The sequence below is a fragment of the Streptomyces sp. BoleA5 genome (genome assembly GCF_000373665.1).
GTDB lineage: Bacteria > Actinomycetota > Actinomycetes > Streptomycetales > Streptomycetaceae > Actinacidiphila.
Genome location: NZ_KB892094.1, coordinates 133,071 through 149,280, shown reverse-complemented (window position 1 = coordinate 149,280; position 16,210 = coordinate 133,071). Strand labels below are relative to the sequence as shown.

Here is a 16,210-nt window from a genome sequence, read left to right as displayed (position 1 = left end):
TGCCCTCCCGCGACGTACGCGGGAGGGCACGGGCACCGCTGAGCAGCGCCCCCGGCCCAGGGCCGGGACTGGCTAGACGACGCCCTGCGCCGTCATCGCCTCCGCCACGCGCAGGAAGCCCGTGACGTTGGCGCCGAGGACGTAGTCGTCCGGTGTGCCGCCGTACGCCGCGGCGGTGGCCCGGCAGTGGGTGTGGACGTCGCGCATCACCTGTGCGAGCCGGGCCTCGGTCCGCTCGAAGGTCCACAGCTCGCGGGAGGCGTTCTGCTGCATCTCCAGCGCCGAGGTCGCCACCCCGCCGGCGTTGGCGGCCTTGCCCGGGCCGAAGAGCACGTCCGCCTCCCGGAAGACCTCGATCGCCTCCGGGGTGCACGGCATGTTCGCGCCCTCGGCGACCGCCAGCACACCGTTCTTCACCAGCGTCCCGGCGTCCTGCCCGTCCAGCTCGTTCTGCGTGGCGCAGGGCAGCGCGACGTCGCAGGGCACGTCGAAGACCGAGCCGCGCTCGGAGTACCGTGCCGAGGGCTTGGCCTCCGCGTACGCCGACAGCCGCGCCCTGCGCACCTCCTTGATCTCCTTCAGCAGCTCCAGGTCGATGCCGGCCTCGTCGACGACGTAGCCGCCGGAGTCCGAGCAGGCCACCACGGAGCCGCCGAGCGCGCGCACCTTCTCGATCGCGTAGACGGCGACGTTGCCCGAGCCGGAGACCACGGCCCGGCGCCCCTCGAAGCCCTGCCCGCGCGTGGCCAGCATCTCGGCGGCGAAGTACACCGCCCCGTACCCCGTCGCCTCGGTCCGCGCGTGCGAGCCGCCCCAGGCGACGCCCTTCCCGGTCAGGACCCCGGCCTCGAAGCGGTTGGTGATCCGCTTGTACTGCCCGAAGAGGTAGCCGATCTCCCGTCCGCCCACGCCGATGTCCCCGGCCGGCACATCGGTGTGCTCGCCCAGGTGCCGGTGGAGTTCGGTCATGAACGACTGGCAGAAGCGCATGACCTCGCCGTCGGAGCGGCCCTTGGGGTCGAAGTCGGAACCGCCCTTGCCGCCGCCGATCGCCAGCCCGGTCAGGGCGTTCTTGAAGATCTGCTCGAAGCCGAGGAACTTCACGATGCCGAGGTCGACGCTCGGGTGGAAGCGCAGGCCCCCCTTGTAGGGGCCGAGCGCGCTGCTGAACTCCACGCGGAAGCCCCGGTTGACCCGCACGCCTCCCTGGTCGTCCACCCACGGCACCCGGAAGATCACCTGCCGCTCCGGCTCGCACATGCGCTCCGCGATCCGGGTCCCGAGGTACTCCGGGTGCCGCTCCAGAGCCGGCGCCAGCGAGCGCAGCACCTCCCCCACCGCCTGGTGGAACTCCGTCTCGCCGGCATTGCGCCGGCAGACGTCCGCGTAGACGGCCTCGATGTGAGCACTGACGTTCATGCGCGCCTTCCCTCGTCCGATGTCCCGGACGCGCCCGCCGTGGCGCCGCGTCCGGCCGTTGCCCTGTCAACGAGTACGGAGGGGCGGAGGCCATGTGTCAGCGGAGGGACGAATGTCCGCATCACCCGGAGCCCGAAGCACCTCACGACGCGGCACAAAATGACGTGCGAAGGGTAAAAGACGCAGGTCAGCTCGCGTTACCCAAGGTCATCACAGAAAAACCATATCGTGAACTTTTAAGCACAAGTTCACCAAACAATCCCCGTGCATCGCGCACGCATACGAGTAACGTGCTCCTGTTTTCGGCCAGTGGCTTGGGCGCCTGGGGGGGCTTCTGAGCGGCCACGGCCCAGGCGCCACAGAAGGCGTTGAGAGGAACGGAGCCCGGGAGACAAGCACGTTCGTGGCACTCCGCCGTGCCACGACCGGGGGTCCTTTGCTGCCTCAACGCACCACCACATTCACGGGAGTTCCGCAGTCGTCATGGCTACGACACAGGTAGACGGGGGTGTGCCGCATTCCCGGCACAACGCCAAGCTGGCAAAACGTACCGCCGCGTGGCGGCCCGGCATCATGCCGTTCCTCCTCCCACTGGTGGCGCTGCTCGCCTTCAGTCTCTGGTCGTACACGCCCAGCGACTCACCACTGGCGTGGCTGATAACCATCTGCTGGGCACTGCCCGTCCCGGGCGTCCTCGTCTCGATCCAGGGCTTCCTGCTCATCCGCCGCCGGGCCCGCAAGGCCCATCTGATGGCCCCGCCGGCCCTCGTCGAGCAGGACTTCCTCATCGTGCTGGTCCCGACCATCGGGCGGCACGACACCTACCCGGCCCTGGAGCGCTCCGTCCTGTCCTACGTGGAACACCTCCCGGAGTGGTTCCCGTACATGCGCGTCGACGTCCTCACGGAGGAGGGCTGCGAGGCCGCCGAGCGGATCGACCGGCTCGCGGCGACCAGCCCGCTGATCCGCGTGGTCACGGTGCCCAAGGCCTACGAGACCGCGAACGGCACCCGCTTCAAGGCCCGTGCCAACAACTACGCCCACGAACTGCGCATCGCCGAGGGCGAGGCCCTCGACCACGTCTGGGTCCTGCACATGGACGACGACACCGGCGTCGGCCCCGACACCGCGGCCTCCCTCGCCCAGTTCATCAACCGCCAGCGCCGAGCGACCCCGGACGAGGTCAAGCACATGGCGCAGGGCATCCTGACCTACCCCCGCGAGAACGCGGTGAGCATGCTCACCTGGTTCGCCGACGCCATCCGCCCCGCCGACGACATCGCCCGGTTCCGCGCCTTCACCGGCCTCGGCACCCCGGCCGCCGGCGTGCACGGCGAACTCCTCGTCATCCGCGCGACCATCGAGGCCGAGATCGGCTGGGACTTCGGCCCGAAGGAGATCGTCGAGGACGCCCGGCTGGCCCTGACCTTCTGCCGCCTCTACCCGGGCCGCAGCGACTGGTTCAACGGACGCTGCTACGGAGCGTCGCCGGCCAACGTCAAGGACTTCATCAAGCAGCGCGAACGCTGGTCGTGGGGCCTGGTCGCCCTCTGCTTCAACCGCAAGGTGCCGCTGCGCTACCGCTGGTTCCTGACCATCTGCGTGGGCAGCTGGATCCTGGGCCCGCTGCAGCACGTCGGCACGATCGTGTTCGTCGCCTGGTTCATCGGCGACATGAACACCTCACCCGTGACCCAGTCGGTCGTCGTGCTCTGGTCGCTCAGCTTCGCCTACGTGATCTGGGCGTACTGGGAAGGACTGCGGCTCAACGCGATCGCCTCGGCGAACGGCAGGCGCAGGTGGTGGGAGCCCTTCGCGGTGATCCTCCTGCTGCCCCTGTTCTCCTTCATCGAAGGGCTCGGCGGCTTCAGGGGGCTCCTGAAGTTCATCCGCCGCGAGGAGAACAAGTTCGTCGTCATCGCCAAGCCCGCCTGACCCGGAAGAGACCGGCCTCTCATCATGAAGCGCACCCGTCTGCCCCTGCTCGCCGTGCTGCCCGTCACCGTCATCGCCCTCGTCGTCGCCGTGCCCTTCGTCGCCGGTGACCATCCGCTCCGCTGGGAGTCGGGCTCGCTCGTACCCAGCCTGGTGCTCGGGGACGAGGACACCGGGCCGTCGAAGGCCGCCTCCGGCGGGGACGGCGGCACCGCACCGAGCGCCTCGCCCTCCCCCACGGCGGAGACCGCCAAGGTGGACAAGGAGTGGAAGAAGGGCATGCCCCAGTGGGGCATCCAGCTCTACTGGGAGGACCACCCGGACCACGCCCTGGAGTACATCGACAAGCAGGCCCGGGTGCAGGCCGACTACCTCGTCGGCCTGCACGCCAACTCCGTCAGCGTGAGCTTCCCCTTCTACACCGGCGGCCGCTCGTCGTCGAAGATCGGCAGAGGGGACAAGACGCCCACCCCCGAACGCATCGCCCGCGTCCTGCGGATCTTCCACGAGGCCGGCCTGCGCACGACCGTCCGGCCGATCATGGACGAGAAATCCCTCGACACGAAGGCAGGCGGCTGGCGCGGGAACATCACCCCTGCCGACCGCGACGCCTGGTTCGCGTCCTACGAGAAGTTCCTCGCGCCCTACCTGAAGGCGGCGGACGAGGCGAACGCGGCGACCTTCGTCATCGCCACCGAGCTGAACTCCATGGAGGGCGACGCCCACTGGGACGCGCTCGTGGACGACGCCGAGAAACGTTTCTCCGGCGAGGTCGCGTACGACTCCAACTGGGACGCCTACGTCAACGGCCCGGTCCACATGCCCGTCAACCACCTGGGCATCGACGCCTACTTCCCCGTCAAGGTCCCGGACGACGCGTCGGTCGACACGCTCGTCGCCGGCTGGGACGACTGGCTGGACAAGAAGACCACCGGACCCCTACCGAAGATCACCGTCGCCGAGGCCGGCATCGGCGCCATGGACGGCGGCTACCGCGCCCCCGGCGACTTCTACACCAAGCGCGCGGTCAACCCCGAAGTGCAGGCCACCTGGTACACCGCGGTCTGCAAGGTCGTCCGGGAACGCCACATGAGGGGCGTCTACTGGTGGTCGATCTACTTCGACGACGACCCCAGGACCGCGCCGGACGACAAGGTCGCCTCCCGGCTCGACTTCGCCGGCCGCCCCCTCACCGAGAAGGCCATCAAGTCCTGCTTCACCTCCGGGTACGCGGGCCCCGGCACCGACCCGGCGAACTGAGCGAGCGAGGCGATCGTGCGAGAAGCCATCATCCTGGTGGGCGGCAAGGGAACCCGCTTGCGCCCGCTGACGAACCACACCCCCAAACCGCTCCTGGATGTCGCGGGCGCCTCCTTCATCCGGCACCAGGTGGCCAAGCTGATGGACGCGGGAGTGGAGCACGTCGTGTTCGCCACCTCCTACCTCGCGGCCCTGTTCGAGGAGGAGTTCCGGGACTTCACCCAGGACCTGGAGATCTCCTACGCCGTCGAGGAGGTGCCGCTCGGCACCGGCGGTGCGATCCGCAACGCCGGGCGCCTGCTGCGCGGAGGCGCGGACGCCCCGGTCCTCGTCCTCAACGGCGACATCCTCTCCGGCGTCGACCTGCGCGCGATCCTCGCGCGGCACGAGGACCGCGAGGCGGACGTGACCCTGCACCTCACGCGGGTCCCCGACCCGCGCGCCTTCGGCCTCGTCCCCACCGACCCTTCCGGAAGGGTGCTGTCCTTCCTCGAGAAGCCGAAGACGCCGCAGGAGTGCGTCACCGACCAGATCAACGCCGGCTGCTACGTCTTCCGCCGGTCCGTCCTGGACGCCGTCCCGGCCGGCCGGGAGGTCTCCGTGGAGCAGGAGACCTTCCCGCGACTCGTCGCCCGCGGCGGGCGCGTGTTCGGCCACACCACCGACGACTACTGGCGCGACCTCGGCACACCGCTGGCCTTCGTCCACGGCTCCGCCGACCTCGTCACCGGCCGGGCGGCCTCGCCCCTGGTGGGACCGCCCGCCGAGGCGCTGATCCACCCCACGGCGGAGGTCCACCCGACCGCCCGCGTCACGGGAGGCTCCACGGTGGGTCCCCGCGCCGTCGTCGGTCCGCGCGTGGTCGTCGACCGCTCCATCATCGGCGCGGGCGTGACCCTGGCCGAGGGAGCCCTGATCCACGAGTCCGTGGTGGACCACGACTCGGCGATCGGCAGCGGGTGCGTCCTGCGCGAGGCCGTGGTCGGCTGCCACGCCCGCGTCGGCGCGGAGAACGAACTGCCCGCCCAGCTGCGGCTGGCCTGCGGCATCGACATCCCCGCCGGCGGAGTGCGCCTCAGCGGCACGGCCGCCGCCTGCCCGACGATCCACTGAACCCGCGTCTACCGGCCGGCTCGACGCCCGGCCACGGGAGAACCATGACCCACCACCGCGCAACGGCCCCGAGGGCGGACCGCCTCCGGAAGTACCGGCCGGACATCCAGGGCCTGCGTGCCGTCGCCATCATGATGGTGGTCAGCATGCACGTCGGCGTGCTCGACATCCACGGCGGCGTCGACGTCAGCTTCGTGCTGAGCGGGTTCCTCATCGGCAGCCAGCTCCTCGCCGAGATCGAGAAGACCGGCAGGGTGTCGCTGAGCAAGTTCTGGGCGCGCCGCATGCGACGGCTCGCCCCGGGCATGGCCCTGGTCATCGTCGCCACCGCGGTCCTGTCGTGGGTCTACGCCAGCCCGCTCAGGTTCCGCGACCACATGACGGACGGCCTCAGCTCGGCGCTGAGCTTCATGAACTGGCGGCTCGTCGAGACCGGCACCGACTACTTCGCCAACGACGGGACCCAGTCCCCGTACCAGCACTTCTGGTCGCTCGGCATCGAGGAGCAGTTCTACGTGGCCGCCCCGCTGGCGCTCATCGCCACGGCCTGGCTCAGCCGCTCCCTCTTCCGCAACCGCGCCCTGGTGGCGCTGTTCCTCCTGGCCGTGGTGGGCGGCTCCCTGTACCTGTCCGTCACACAGACCGCGTCGAACCAGCCGCTGGCCTACTTCGGCACCCAGGCCCGCATCTGGGAGCTGGCCTCCGGCATCCTGCTCGCCCTCGCCGCCCCCTTCCTCTCCCGCATGAACCTGGCGCTGGCGGCCGTGCTCTCCTGGGCGGGGCTCGCCACCGCGATCGGTACCGCGCTCCTGATCACCAAGGAGACGCCGCTACCGGGGTACGCGGTGGGCGGTCCCGTGCTCGGCGCCGTCATGGTGATCGCCGGCGGCTGCGCCGCGCCCCGCTACGGCGCGGAGGTCATCCTGATCAACCCGGTGACCGACTTCATCGGCAACGTCAGCTTCGGCTGGTACCTGTGGCACTGGCCGCTCCTCATCCTGTGGCCGGACATCACCGGGCACGAGCTGGCCTACTCGGACCGCTACCGGGTGGCGTCGCTGTCGCTGATCCTGGCGGCCGTCATGTACTACAGCGTCGAACTGCGGTTCAGGAACAACAAGCAGCTGGTGGCGAAGCCCTGGAAGGGGATCTTCGCCGGCGGCACCGCCACCGCGGGAGCCGCGGCGGCCATGGCCGTCGCCCTCGTCGTCCCCCTGAACATCTCCGCCTCCGCCGTCGCCTCGAACGGGACCGCCGCCGGGTACCGCGGAGCGGACTCGGTGCGCAGCGCCGTCCTGCAGAAGCAGCTCTCCGGTGTGGCGGCGGGCGCCCTCCCCAACTCCCCCGAGGACCGCACGCACTTCGGCTGCATCGACAACACCGACGTCAGGACGTTCGTGATGCGCGACAACTGCGTCGTCGGCGACCGCCAGGGCAAGTCCACGATCGTCGTCATGGGCGACTCGCACGCCTGGCAGTGGGGCGACGCCTTCCACGAGATCGGGCAGTCGCTCCACGCGAGGGTCGTGACCGTGGCGAAGGGCGGCTGCTCGCCCGAGGTCTACGCCATCAAGAACCCGGAGCTGGACCGCGAGTACTCCGAGTGCGACAGCTGGCGGCAGTCGGCGTTCGAGGAGATCGACAAGCTCCGCCCCGATGTCGTCGTCATCACCAACCGCAGCCGCCAGGAGGCAACGGAGGACGGTGCCGAGGAGGCGTTCCAGGCCCTGGAGGACTCCGGTGCCGCGCTGATCTACATGACCGACACCCCGCAGCCCGGCAAGAACGTCCCGGACTGCCTCGCCACTCACACGCGCGACATCTCCGCCTGCAACCCCGAGCAGCAGGCCGCCATCGAGTTCCCCGACTTCCGCGCCATGGAACAGAAAGTGGCCGTGCGCCACGGCGCCGTGGTCATCGACGTGCTGCCCGCGTTCTGCGCGAACGGCGTCTGCCCGACGGTGATCTCCGACCAGATCGTCTACTTCGACTCGAGCCACATCACCGCGGGCTACGCGAAGTCCCTGGTGCCGTTCATCCAGCCCACCCTCAAGAAGGCCCTGGCGGGCTGAGCCCGGCCGCCCCAAGCCCGGTGGGGGCCCCGCGGCGACCGCCGCCGAGCCCCCACCGGTGGTACGGGCCCCTGGCCCACGGGCTACCCGGCGGGAATGGGCCGGGCCCCGATGCGGGCGCAGGCCTCGTCCTGGCCGAGGCCGTCGGCGGGCCAGACGACCTTGCCCGTGCCACCCGGGTAGTAGCAGGCCGCGAAGGACGCGGGGACGGGCTCGGACGGCCCCCACATCTCCTTCCAGCGCCGGGCGCAGACCGCGCCCGGGTCCTTCTGGTCGAACTCCTTCACCGCGTCCGACGGCAGACCAGAGATCCAGGCCGGCAGGAACGTCTCCGAGAGCACGTCCTGGGCCGTCTCCCTGTCCGTGCGGTGCAGCAGGTAGCCCATCACCCGGTCGGCATGGGCCTCGAACCACTCTTCCACCGTCTCGTGCCCTCGCGGGCCCTCACGTGCCGTCATGCGCACCTTCCCCTCCCGGAACAGGCTGTCACTGGGGGAATGTCCGGCCGGGCGCCGACGATTACAGGCCGCGTCGGGGGGCGGGTCCGGTCCGAGGGGTTCAGGAGCGGCTCATGGGGCGTTCGGCGGTCACGAGCCAGAGCCGGGCGGTCAGCACGACGTCCCCGTCCGGGGTCGTGAAGCCGCGGAAGGCCTCCAGCGCGGCGTCGCGGGCGCGGGAGCGGGCCGTCTCGTCGGCCTCGTCCTCGCGCAGCCAGTACTGCACGGGCCCCCAGCCCATCAGGAAGTCGGCCGCGTCCTCGGCGTCCCTCCCCCAGAGCTGCGGGACGTCCACCGCGGTCGAGGTCACCCCGGTGAGGCCCGCCCCGGTCAGGATCCGCTCGGTGTACGAGGGATCGGCGAAGGAGGCCGGCCCGGTGTTCCCCGTGAAGTCGGGCACGGACACCACGGTCCCGATCGCCCGGTAGATCTTCGTCTGGTCCATGACCTGGTGTCCGCGCGAGCACACGAACGCCAGCCGCCCGCCGGGACGCAGCGCCCGGCGGAGGTTGGCGAACGCGGCGACGGGGTCGGCGAAGAACATCACCCCGAAGCGGCTCACCACCGCGTCGAAGCCCTCAGAGGCGAACGGGTGCACCTGGGCGTCGCCCTTCGCGAAGGCGACGCCGCCGAGCCCCTCCCGTTCGGCGGCGGCGACCGCCTCCGCCAGCATCGGCTCCGACAGGTCCACGCCGAGCACCGTGGCGCCCCGCCGTCCGGCGAGGCGCGCCACGCGCCCGGTCCCGCAGCCCACGTCCAGCACCCGGCTGCCCGCCACGACCGGAAGGTCGTCGAGCAGGTAGTGGTTCGCCGCGTCGTTGAGCGCGTCGTACCGCTCGGGATACGTGGCCCAGTGGCGCCCCTCGTACCCGTTCCACGCGTCGGACTGGTCCAGGTTCACGATCGGGTCGCCCATGGGACGAACCTACTGCGCGCGTCGACCGCCCGGGGTGTCCGCCTTCCGCGCTACCAGGGAGCGGGGCCGTCCTCGTCGAAGTAGCCGCCGCTGGGGCCGTCGTCGGGGAGCGTGGCCAGCTTCACGATGACCCTGGCCCCCTCCTCGACCGTACGGGCGCCGGCGTGGTGGGTGAGGTCGGTGGCCGTCAGTCCTGGCGAGGCCGAGTTGATCTTTATGTGCCCGTACCCGGGCTCCCGCCGGAACGCCTGCGCGTACTGGACGGTGAGCATGTTCAACGCGGCCTTCGAGGACGCGTAGGGCAGGATGTGGTCGGCGTCGGCGTAGAGGGTGCCCGGCTGGCTGGTCACCGTCAGCGAGGCGGTGGTGCTGGAGACGTTGACGATGCGCGCGGCGGCCGAGGCGGCCAGCAGCGGCAGCATCGTGTGGGTGACCGTGACCACGCCGAAGACGTTCGTCTCGTACGTGGCTCGGACGTCCGCCGCCGTGGTGCTCAACGCCGGGGACTCGACGATTCCGCCGGCGTTGTTGACGAGGATGTCGAGGCGCCCGAACTCCCGGCGGATCCGTTCGGCGGCCTTCTCGACGCCGTCCACATCGGTGACGTCCAGTCGGACCGGGAGGACACGAAGGCCCGCGGTCGCGAGTTCGGCGGCGGCGGCCTCGCCCCGCCGGAGGTCGCGGCTGCCGAGCAGGACGGTCGCCCCCGCGGCCGCGAGCTGCCGGGCGGTCTCGCGACCCAGCCCCTTGTTGGCGCCGGTGACCAGCGCCGTCGGGTTGTCGATCATGGAATCTCCTGTGCGCGGCGAATAAACGGACCTGTGGGTCCACTTGTCGCCACCGTAACCGGACCCGCGGGTCCGGTCAAAGGGACGTTCGTCACGGCGCGGGGAGCGAAGCGGCGTCCAGCGCGAAGACCTTTGCTCGGCGAAACGGCCCCACCCCACCTGGGACAGGGGCTCTTGGCCGTCTGCGCGGGCCCCTTCGGGCCGCCGCTCACGGGCTTGCCGGCGCACGCCCTGCACCGGCCCCGCGTCCGGTCGGACGTGGGCGGCCCGGGAATGAGCCTCGGCGACGAGGCCATCGGCTTCTCGGACTTCTTCCAGAACGGTCGCAAGGTGGGCACCGGCGGCTTCGTCTGCACCGTCGTCAGCCTCCAGAAGAGTCTCCGCCAGTGCCAGTCCACCCTCCGGCTGACCAAGGGCGACATCAGGGCTTCGCGCCTTTCATCGTCGGCTTCCCGACCAGGTTCACACTCGCGGCCACCGGCGGTACCGGCGCCTACCGCGACGCCCGCGGCTACATGGACGGCGTCAACATCGACACCACGCATGGCAGGCTGACCGTCCACCTCACCAGGTGACCTCCGGGCGCCGCGCGCCACGGCCCGGGATGCGGACGAGCCGGAGCGCAGGGCCGGCCCGACCCCGCCGCATGACGCTCGGCGTCCCCGAAACCGGGACCGGAAGCGAGGCCCGCTGCACGGGAGAGCGCACCCGCCGCCGTCGGCGCATGCGACAGGCCGGAGAGCCCAGGCCGCCGGCCGATACGGCCAGCCCGCGAGCCGATCAGGGAAATGAGAAAGGGCCAGGTCGGAGTTACTGACCTGGCCCCTCTTCGTTGAGCCGCCTAAGGGAATCGAACCCTTGACCTACGCATTACGAGTTGTCCGTTCTAGGTCTACTGGCGTCCACGAGTGTCCGTCCCATGGGCGACGTCCAAGCTCAGCCGCCCTGTCGGACGACGGTAGACAGATGCCAACCGCTGCGGAACCAGCGTCGACTGAGACCCGAACTGAGACCCCAAGCCCGCTCAAGCCGAGTTGCGATAGTCCACGTCCACCGGCCCCTGACCCTCGCCTTACAAGTTCGAGCCCCGCTTGGTGCGGCCTGCCAGAAGACGCGTATGCGGGCGACCGCTGGTTCGTTCTCGGCTGCCTCGCACCGTGGTGGTCTCTCGTCGTTGATGTCATCCGGAGATGTCAGCCGCGATTGAGCCGGCGCTGGGTCCGCGGAAAGTCCCCGTTGGAGGATGATTCGCTTCATGAGCCGGCGGCCGGTTCCGGCCTCCAGGGGTTGATGCCTTCTAGGTGGAGCCGCTTGGTGTCCCTACTATGGATGAACCGGCACCCCTCATAGGGGAGGTCAAAGGTCCACAACTCGGGCAGATCGCGCGCCGCGAACCGTCGCAGGAATTCGGTCATGCCGAAGTCGAACGCCTGCCACTCCAGCCACTGCCTGCGCCAGATCACCGTGGTCCAATCGTTCGGGTCGGACGAAGTCGTACGCCAGCACAGTAGGTCAGAGTCGGCTGTCATGGCCCAGCCGACAAGTAGGTCGGGCTGGTCGTATTCATCCTCTTCCGCTTGATAGCGGGCTTCCGCAGTCACACCGCGCACCGTCGAGTCGGGATCTTGCGGGTAGACGTCGGGCACAGGCGGAAACACCATCAGGTGATTATCGAATTCGCCCTCGCCGTAATCACGCATGAAGACGCAATAGTCGTCGGGGAACCCATGTGGGTACTCGGCCGCGAGATCCTGCCAGTCCACGTGCGTGCCGCCGGATGGCGGAGCCGGGACCAGCAGTCTGAGGCTCTGCAGCGGGTCGGGGGTGGGTGCCTGGTTCGACATTCCTTCTGACCCTCTCGATGCGAACTATGGGCGCGACGGTCGCTGAGGTACGCCAAGCACGTCAGTTGGGCGTCTGCGGCCGATGGGAGTCGTTTGCGGGCGCCATGGTTGCTGTACTCCGCTGCTGTACAGCATCAACCGAACCTGCTGCGTGCTGGTATGCCGTCAACCTCGACGGCTCCGGCCGATAGGACCGTCGGTAGAGACCGAAGGCGCCGAAGAGGAAGCAGAAGCCCACGATTGTGACGAATGTCGACATTGGCGTCGAGTCCAGGTGGCGATGCACCGGACCCACGGTGATCGTGCCGCCGATGCCTGCGCAGATGTCCGCCCAGCCTCCAAGTCGCGGCGAAGAAACCGTCTTCCTGAACCACGGGGAGACCCATCCGAAGCAGGTGGCGGCAATGCCAGGGACGAAGGTCAGCAGCCAAAAGAGCGCCAACACGGTCCATCCGATGACATCCACAGCGAGTCCCCCCATGCAACAACTGTGCGACTCCATGGCCGCCAGGCGTGATCTTTGCATGGCCAGCCTGCCGCCGGTAAGGGGCCCCGTGCAGTTGGCAGAAGCAGGGCCGCTCGCGGACGGTCAGATCTTCTGGAAGTGGTGCGGCTGGTCGGCGACCTGCATGGATGCTCCAGTTTGCCGCGCTGGCCAGCGATGATCTGGTTGGTGGCTGTCTTCGCCTGTCACCGTTGGCCAGCCTCGGGCGGCCCGTAGACGGCCCGGGGTATAAGCAAGCCCGGGCGGGAAAGCAACCGTTCCCCATGATCGACCGGTGTTTCCCCGCGGCTTCCCGCCAGATGGGGCACGCGTGAGGGGCACTTTGCCTACTGCCGTCAGGAACCGTCACCCGGTGATGCGAGACGGTTCTTGTTGTAGAAGCTGTTCATCCACCCAGCGCCAAAGATCTGCTTCTCTGTGGCACCTGGCTCCATGGCTCCGGCGAACCAGAAGAGCGTCTCAAGCCCCCGCTCTCTCACCCCGGAAACCCAGGAGGCCAAGAGGTGCAGATCGCCTTTGCTCAGCTTGATCACGGCCTCGTGCACCCGATCCGACTGCTCCCCCTCGTACGTATTGAGCACATGGAGCGCAAGGTGCACATCGTTTTCAGCGAACATCGTCCGACACAGATCATGTACTTCGGCGGACACAGGCATGGGTCCAGCATGGAGCGATGCGACTACCCTCGGCAATGGCGGCGTGAGGTCGACGGAGCGGCTTTGGGCAGGAGCTGCCATGGGGCGAGAGATCGGGGCCCGTAAGCTTGCGGCGACTCGGGCGGTCTGTGGACCTGCCCGCAATGGCCCGATGTGGGCCCCGATCTTCGAGGCTCGCCCCATGGTGGCTGCGTAAAGCCGCGGAGCCGACCGCCCCAGCCACAGCGGGTTTCCCCTCGGCAACCTCTCGCCGTCTGGCGGGCGGCCAGCGGCCGGGCCGGAGCGGGGCGAAGACAGGAGCGGCGGCCCGAGGCGCCGGGCCGCGCGCCGCCGCGCTCTGCGCGGCGGGAGCGCCTTGATGAGATAGGGAAACCCGTAACAGCTCGGTCGCTGGTCGGGCTGCCGGTCGCGTTGGGCCGGTTCCACTTCACCTACGCCTCCACGATGGACGTGTGCGGGCTGACGGCGGCCCCGTTCCGGCAGCGGGCGTTCATGGTCCGCACCGTGGCCCGCCGTGAGGTTCAGAGACCCGGACAGATTGTCCGGGTTCTCGCCTTTCGGGCCTGTCACGCTCGTACTCGCTCAGGTAGCGGACACGCCCGCTACCCGCCTCTTCACCGGCTCTGTACCGTAAAACCGGCCCCTCACAAGCAGTAGGAGGCAGCACGCAATGCGTGGTCTTGGAGATCACCTCAGCATCGGCGAGCGGATCGCGTTCTACCGCAAGCGTCGCGGGTACACGCAAGAGGTCTTGGCCGGTCTGGTCGGCCGAAGCACCGACTGGTTGGCGAAGATCGAGACGGGGCGCCGGAAGCCGCCCCGTATCGACATGCTCGCCGAGCTATCGCGCATCCTGCGCGTCCCTCTCGGGGATCTGCTCGGTCAGACCATGCTCATGGAGGACGAGCGGCAACAGGACGACGTGCCGGCCGTGCGCGACGCGCTGATGACCCCGCGGCGACTCTCGCGCCTGCTGTTCGGTCCCGAGGCAGACGCGCAACTGCCGACACCGGCCCCCGTCGCCGTGCGCGTGGAGCAGGCATGGAACGACTACCAGGGCGGGCGGCTCGGCAGCGTGATAGCGGCTCTTCCGGCCCTCTTGCAGACCGCACAGGAGCTGGAGGATCGCGCCGCACGGCGCGGTGATGACCGTAGCGACTGCTGGGCTGTATCGGCGCGCACACATCACCTCGCGGCGACGACGCTCGCGAAGATCGGCGAGTCAGACATCTCATGGCTCGCTGCCGAGCGCGCGATGCGGGCCGCTGACGAGTCGGACGACCCGCTTGTGCTGGCGTCAGCCGCGCGTTCCGGTACACATGCCCTACTGGCCAACGGCCGGTATGACGACGCGCTGGAACTGGGCAACACGGCCGCCACATGGCTGTCGTCCCGGGTCACCGAGAACGACCCCGCGGCACTTAGCCTGCTGGGCATGATCCATCTGCGCGCCGCTGTGGCGGCAGCGCGTCACCAGGATCGACCCACCGCTACGGGGCTGGTGGATCGAGCCGAGGAACTTGCGGACGACCTCGGGTCGGATGAGAACTACTGGCAGACCGGCTTTGGGCCGACGAACGTGCTGCTCCACCGCCTGTCCATAGAGCTGGACCTCGACAACGTGTCGTACGTGGTGGAGCACGGACAGATCAACGTGGACCACATGCCGCAGGAACGCAGCGTCTCGCACCGAATCGACTTTGCGCGCGCCCTGTCGCTAGCGGGCCACGGCGATGATGCGTTCACGGAACTCCGGACGGCTGAGCGCACGTCGCCGCAGCTCGTACGCAACAATCCCAGGGTGCGCGAGACGCTGCGGGACCTCATCAAACAGTCTCCGGTCACGGGTGGCTCGCGTTCGTCCGAGGTGTTCGTGATGGCTCAGCGGTGCAGGGCGGTGCAGTGAGTTCAGGCAGGCGTGGAGTGCTCGGGGTCGTCGGGTCTGCGGCTGGAGGCGTAGAGGCGCTGCGCACCGGTCTCGTAGAGTCTGCAATGGATCGCGGATGGCGGGTAGCCGTCACGCTCACGCCGACCGCAGGTCAGTGGCTGCGGCTGAGTGGCGAGGTTGGACGGCTGGAGAAACTGACCGGCCTGCCCGTGCGCGACGAGCCGCGGTTGCCCGGCGAGGCACGGCCTCACCCGCCGGTTGACTGCTACGTCGTCGCTCCCGCGTCCGCGAACACGGTCGCGAAGCTAGCGGCCGGCCTGATGGACAACCAGGCACTGACGCAAGTGGGCGAGGCCATCGGCACCCTCGGACTGCCTGTCGTCGTCTTTCCGCGGGTGAATGCGGCGCACGCTCGCCATCCGGCTTGGCAGCACCACATCGACACCCTCCGGGCGGGGGGCGTACACGTCGTCTACGGCCCGGATGTGTGGCCGCTGTACGAGCCTCGGGAAGCGCCGGCCGATCGTCCGCTCCCCTGGTCGACAGTGTTGGATACGGTGGACGACGCAACGCGGTGACGGGCCGTCAACCACTCTGAGCTGCAAGGAAAGAGGACCCGGACACTCTGTCCGGGTCCTCTGCCGTTCGCGGCCACATGCTCATTGTCATGTCAGGGATCAATGAGCAACACGGCGAGCTGGGAGGTATGACTCCCGCCGAACTCGCTTTCGTGAAAGCGAGTCTGAGCGAGGCGCGCGCCAAGGTCGAACGACTGCTGAGGCGCGCGGACGAACTCACGGCGACGGCGGAGTCTCGCTACCCACAAGCCGCTCAAGGCGATCAAGGCGTTCGCCGAGTTGGGCCAGGGCGTCATGAACCGTGCTGAGTTCTGCGGCGAGGGCGGTGAACGCTGGGCTGCTGCCCGGCTCGCTGCCGAGGGGCACGGAAGGGTCGCGGACGAACGTACCGCGACCCTGCTGGGTGAGAACCAACCCCTCGTCACGGAGCTGACCGAACGCGCTCTGGACAGTCATGAGCTGCACGCCAAGTTCCTTGGCGAGCTTGCGAGCGGCTGGGAGCTGGTCGCCCGGCTCGTACTCGCGGTCGGGGCCCGTGATCTTCTCGCGGAACTGCGCCGCGATCTCCTTGGCTGTGGGCGTCTGCTTGGGCGCCTTGGGGCTCTGGTCCATGCCATCGAGAGTAACCGGACCTAGGTCAATCTCTCATCCTTCAACGGACTCCGCTTGACAGCTAGATTGACATAGGTCAATCTAGCTCTATCGCCGGACGGGCGGCCCGCAAGGGCTTCGCCTCCGT

At 69.1% G+C, this 16,210-nt stretch carries 15 protein-coding genes; 7 read left to right on the top strand and 8 right to left on the bottom strand.

Annotated elements, in window-relative coordinates; genetic code table 11:
- Positions 1-72: 72 nt before the first annotated feature.
- The gene (gene gdhA, locus B085_RS0110205; RefSeq protein WP_018558470.1) at positions 73-1,419 is read right to left on the bottom strand and encodes an NADP-specific glutamate dehydrogenase; all 1,347 of its coding nucleotides are present in this window, start codon (positions 1,417-1,419) and stop codon (positions 73-75) included.
- A 483-nt stretch (positions 1,420-1,902) separates the two neighbouring features.
- On the opposite strand from gdhA, the gene B085_RS0110200 reads away from it, so the two are divergent.
- Genes B085_RS0110200 through B085_RS0110185 form a run of 4 tightly spaced genes read left to right on the top strand, consistent with a single transcriptional unit; the run spans position 1,903 to position 7,799 of the window.
- On the top strand, positions 1,903-3,354 hold the full coding sequence (locus tag B085_RS0110200; RefSeq protein WP_202470985.1) for a glycosyltransferase family 2 protein: 1,452 nt from the start codon (positions 1,903-1,905) through the stop codon (positions 3,352-3,354).
- A gap of 24 nt (positions 3,355-3,378) precedes the next feature.
- Positions 3,379-4,614 carry a glycoside hydrolase family 113 gene (locus B085_RS0110195; RefSeq protein ID WP_018558468.1) on the top strand — a complete coding sequence of 412 codons (1,236 nt, stop codon included), beginning with the start codon at positions 3,379-3,381 and terminating at the stop codon, positions 4,612-4,614.
- A 15-nt stretch (positions 4,615-4,629) separates the two neighbouring features.
- Positions 4,630-5,727, top strand: coding sequence for a nucleotidyltransferase family protein (locus B085_RS0110190; protein ID WP_018558467.1), 1,098 nt, complete (start codon positions 4,630-4,632; stop codon positions 5,725-5,727).
- 44 nt (positions 5,728-5,771) lie between these two features.
- Positions 5,772-7,799, top strand: coding sequence for an acyltransferase family protein (locus tag B085_RS0110185; protein ID WP_018558466.1), 2,028 nt, complete (start codon positions 5,772-5,774; stop codon positions 7,797-7,799).
- Positions 7,800-7,882: 83 nt separating this feature from the next.
- Here the strand turns inward: B085_RS0110185 and B085_RS0110180 are convergent, their stop codons facing one another.
- From B085_RS0110180 to B085_RS0110170, 3 genes are all read right to left on the bottom strand, one after another.
- Complete coding sequence (locus tag B085_RS0110180) at positions 7,883-8,257, bottom strand: RNA polymerase sigma factor (RefSeq protein WP_018558465.1); 375 nt, start codon at positions 8,255-8,257, stop codon at positions 7,883-7,885.
- Between the two features lie 100 nt (positions 8,258-8,357).
- Positions 8,358-9,212: a class I SAM-dependent methyltransferase gene (locus B085_RS0110175; RefSeq protein WP_018558464.1), complete on the bottom strand. Its 855-nt coding sequence runs from the start codon at positions 9,210-9,212 to the stop codon at positions 8,358-8,360.
- Between the two features lie 50 nt (positions 9,213-9,262).
- A complete protein-coding gene (locus tag B085_RS0110170) occupies positions 9,263-10,000 on the bottom strand; it encodes an SDR family NAD(P)-dependent oxidoreductase (RefSeq protein WP_018558463.1) in 738 nt (245 codons plus the stop codon).
- 386 nt (positions 10,001-10,386) lie between these two features.
- Here B085_RS0110170 and B085_RS0110165 point away from each other — a divergent pair, with 386 nt between their 5' ends.
- Positions 10,387-10,575 carry a hypothetical protein gene (locus B085_RS0110165; protein WP_018558462.1) on the top strand — a complete coding sequence of 63 codons (189 nt, stop codon included), beginning with the start codon at positions 10,387-10,389 and terminating at the stop codon, positions 10,573-10,575.
- Positions 10,576-11,253: 678 nt separating this feature from the next.
- Here B085_RS0110165 and B085_RS0110160 read toward each other — a convergent pair.
- The 3 genes from B085_RS0110160 to B085_RS0110155 all read right to left on the bottom strand — a co-directional run bounded on the left by B085_RS0110160 (position 11,254) and on the right by B085_RS0110155 (position 13,005).
- A complete protein-coding gene (locus B085_RS0110160; RefSeq protein WP_018558461.1) occupies positions 11,254-11,844 on the bottom strand; it encodes a hypothetical protein in 591 nt (196 codons plus the stop codon).
- Between the two features lie 61 nt (positions 11,845-11,905).
- Positions 11,906-12,325: a hypothetical protein gene (locus tag B085_RS49235; RefSeq protein ID WP_158689711.1), complete on the bottom strand. Its 420-nt coding sequence runs from the start codon at positions 12,323-12,325 to the stop codon at positions 11,906-11,908.
- A 359-nt stretch (positions 12,326-12,684) separates the two neighbouring features.
- Positions 12,685-13,005: a hypothetical protein gene (locus tag B085_RS0110155; RefSeq protein ID WP_158689710.1), complete on the bottom strand. Its 321-nt coding sequence runs from the start codon at positions 13,003-13,005 to the stop codon at positions 12,685-12,687.
- A 670-nt stretch (positions 13,006-13,675) separates the two neighbouring features.
- Between B085_RS0110155 and B085_RS0110150 the strand changes: the two genes are divergently transcribed.
- Together B085_RS0110150 and B085_RS0110145 are read left to right on the top strand one after the other, a co-directional pair.
- Positions 13,676-14,911 carry a helix-turn-helix domain-containing protein gene (locus B085_RS0110150; protein WP_018558459.1) on the top strand — a complete coding sequence of 412 codons (1,236 nt, stop codon included), beginning with the start codon at positions 13,676-13,678 and terminating at the stop codon, positions 14,909-14,911.
- Entirely contained in the window at positions 14,893-15,471 is a 579-nt protein-coding gene (locus tag B085_RS0110145; RefSeq protein ID WP_199789183.1) for a flavoprotein, read from the top strand. Before B085_RS0110150 ends, B085_RS0110145 begins: the two co-directional genes overlap by 19 nt.
- A gap of 216 nt (positions 15,472-15,687) precedes the next feature.
- Here the strand turns inward: B085_RS0110145 and B085_RS0110140 are convergent, their stop codons facing one another.
- On the bottom strand, positions 15,688-16,083 hold the full coding sequence (locus B085_RS0110140) for a GntR family transcriptional regulator (protein ID WP_018558457.1): 396 nt from the start codon (positions 16,081-16,083) through the stop codon (positions 15,688-15,690).
- Positions 16,084-16,210 lie beyond the last annotated feature (127 nt).

What these genes read in the sequence shown, in the direction of transcription:
- gdhA (WP_018558470.1), bottom strand. Translation starts at nt 1,419, where the DNA reads ATGAACGTCAGTGCTCACATCGAGGCCGTCTACGCGGACGTCTGCCGG.
- B085_RS0110200 (WP_202470985.1), top strand. Translation starts at nt 1,903, where the DNA reads ATGGCTACGACACAGGTAGACGGGGGTGTGCCGCATTCCCGGCACAAC.
- B085_RS0110195 (WP_018558468.1), top strand. Translation starts at nt 3,379, where the DNA reads ATGAAGCGCACCCGTCTGCCCCTGCTCGCCGTGCTGCCCGTCACCGTC.
- B085_RS0110185 (WP_018558466.1), top strand. Translation starts at nt 5,772, where the DNA reads ATGACCCACCACCGCGCAACGGCCCCGAGGGCGGACCGCCTCCGGAAG.
- B085_RS0110180 (WP_018558465.1), bottom strand. Translation starts at nt 8,257, where the DNA reads ATGACGGCACGTGAGGGCCCGCGAGGGCACGAGACGGTGGAAGAGTGG.
- B085_RS0110175 (WP_018558464.1), bottom strand. Translation starts at nt 9,212, where the DNA reads ATGGGCGACCCGATCGTGAACCTGGACCAGTCCGACGCGTGGAACGGG.
- B085_RS0110170 (WP_018558463.1), bottom strand. Translation starts at nt 10,000, where the DNA reads ATGATCGACAACCCGACGGCGCTGGTCACCGGCGCCAACAAGGGGCTG.
- B085_RS0110160 (WP_018558461.1), bottom strand. Translation starts at nt 11,844, where the DNA reads ATGTCGAACCAGGCACCCACCCCCGACCCGCTGCAGAGCCTCAGACTG.
- B085_RS49235 (WP_158689711.1), bottom strand. Translation starts at nt 12,325, where the DNA reads ATGGGGGGACTCGCTGTGGATGTCATCGGATGGACCGTGTTGGCGCTC.
- B085_RS0110155 (WP_158689710.1), bottom strand. Translation starts at nt 13,005, where the DNA reads ATGCCTGTGTCCGCCGAAGTACATGATCTGTGTCGGACGATGTTCGCT.
- B085_RS0110150 (WP_018558459.1), top strand. Translation starts at nt 13,676, where the DNA reads ATGCGTGGTCTTGGAGATCACCTCAGCATCGGCGAGCGGATCGCGTTC.
- B085_RS0110140 (WP_018558457.1), bottom strand. Translation starts at nt 16,083, where the DNA reads ATGGACCAGAGCCCCAAGGCGCCCAAGCAGACGCCCACAGCCAAGGAG.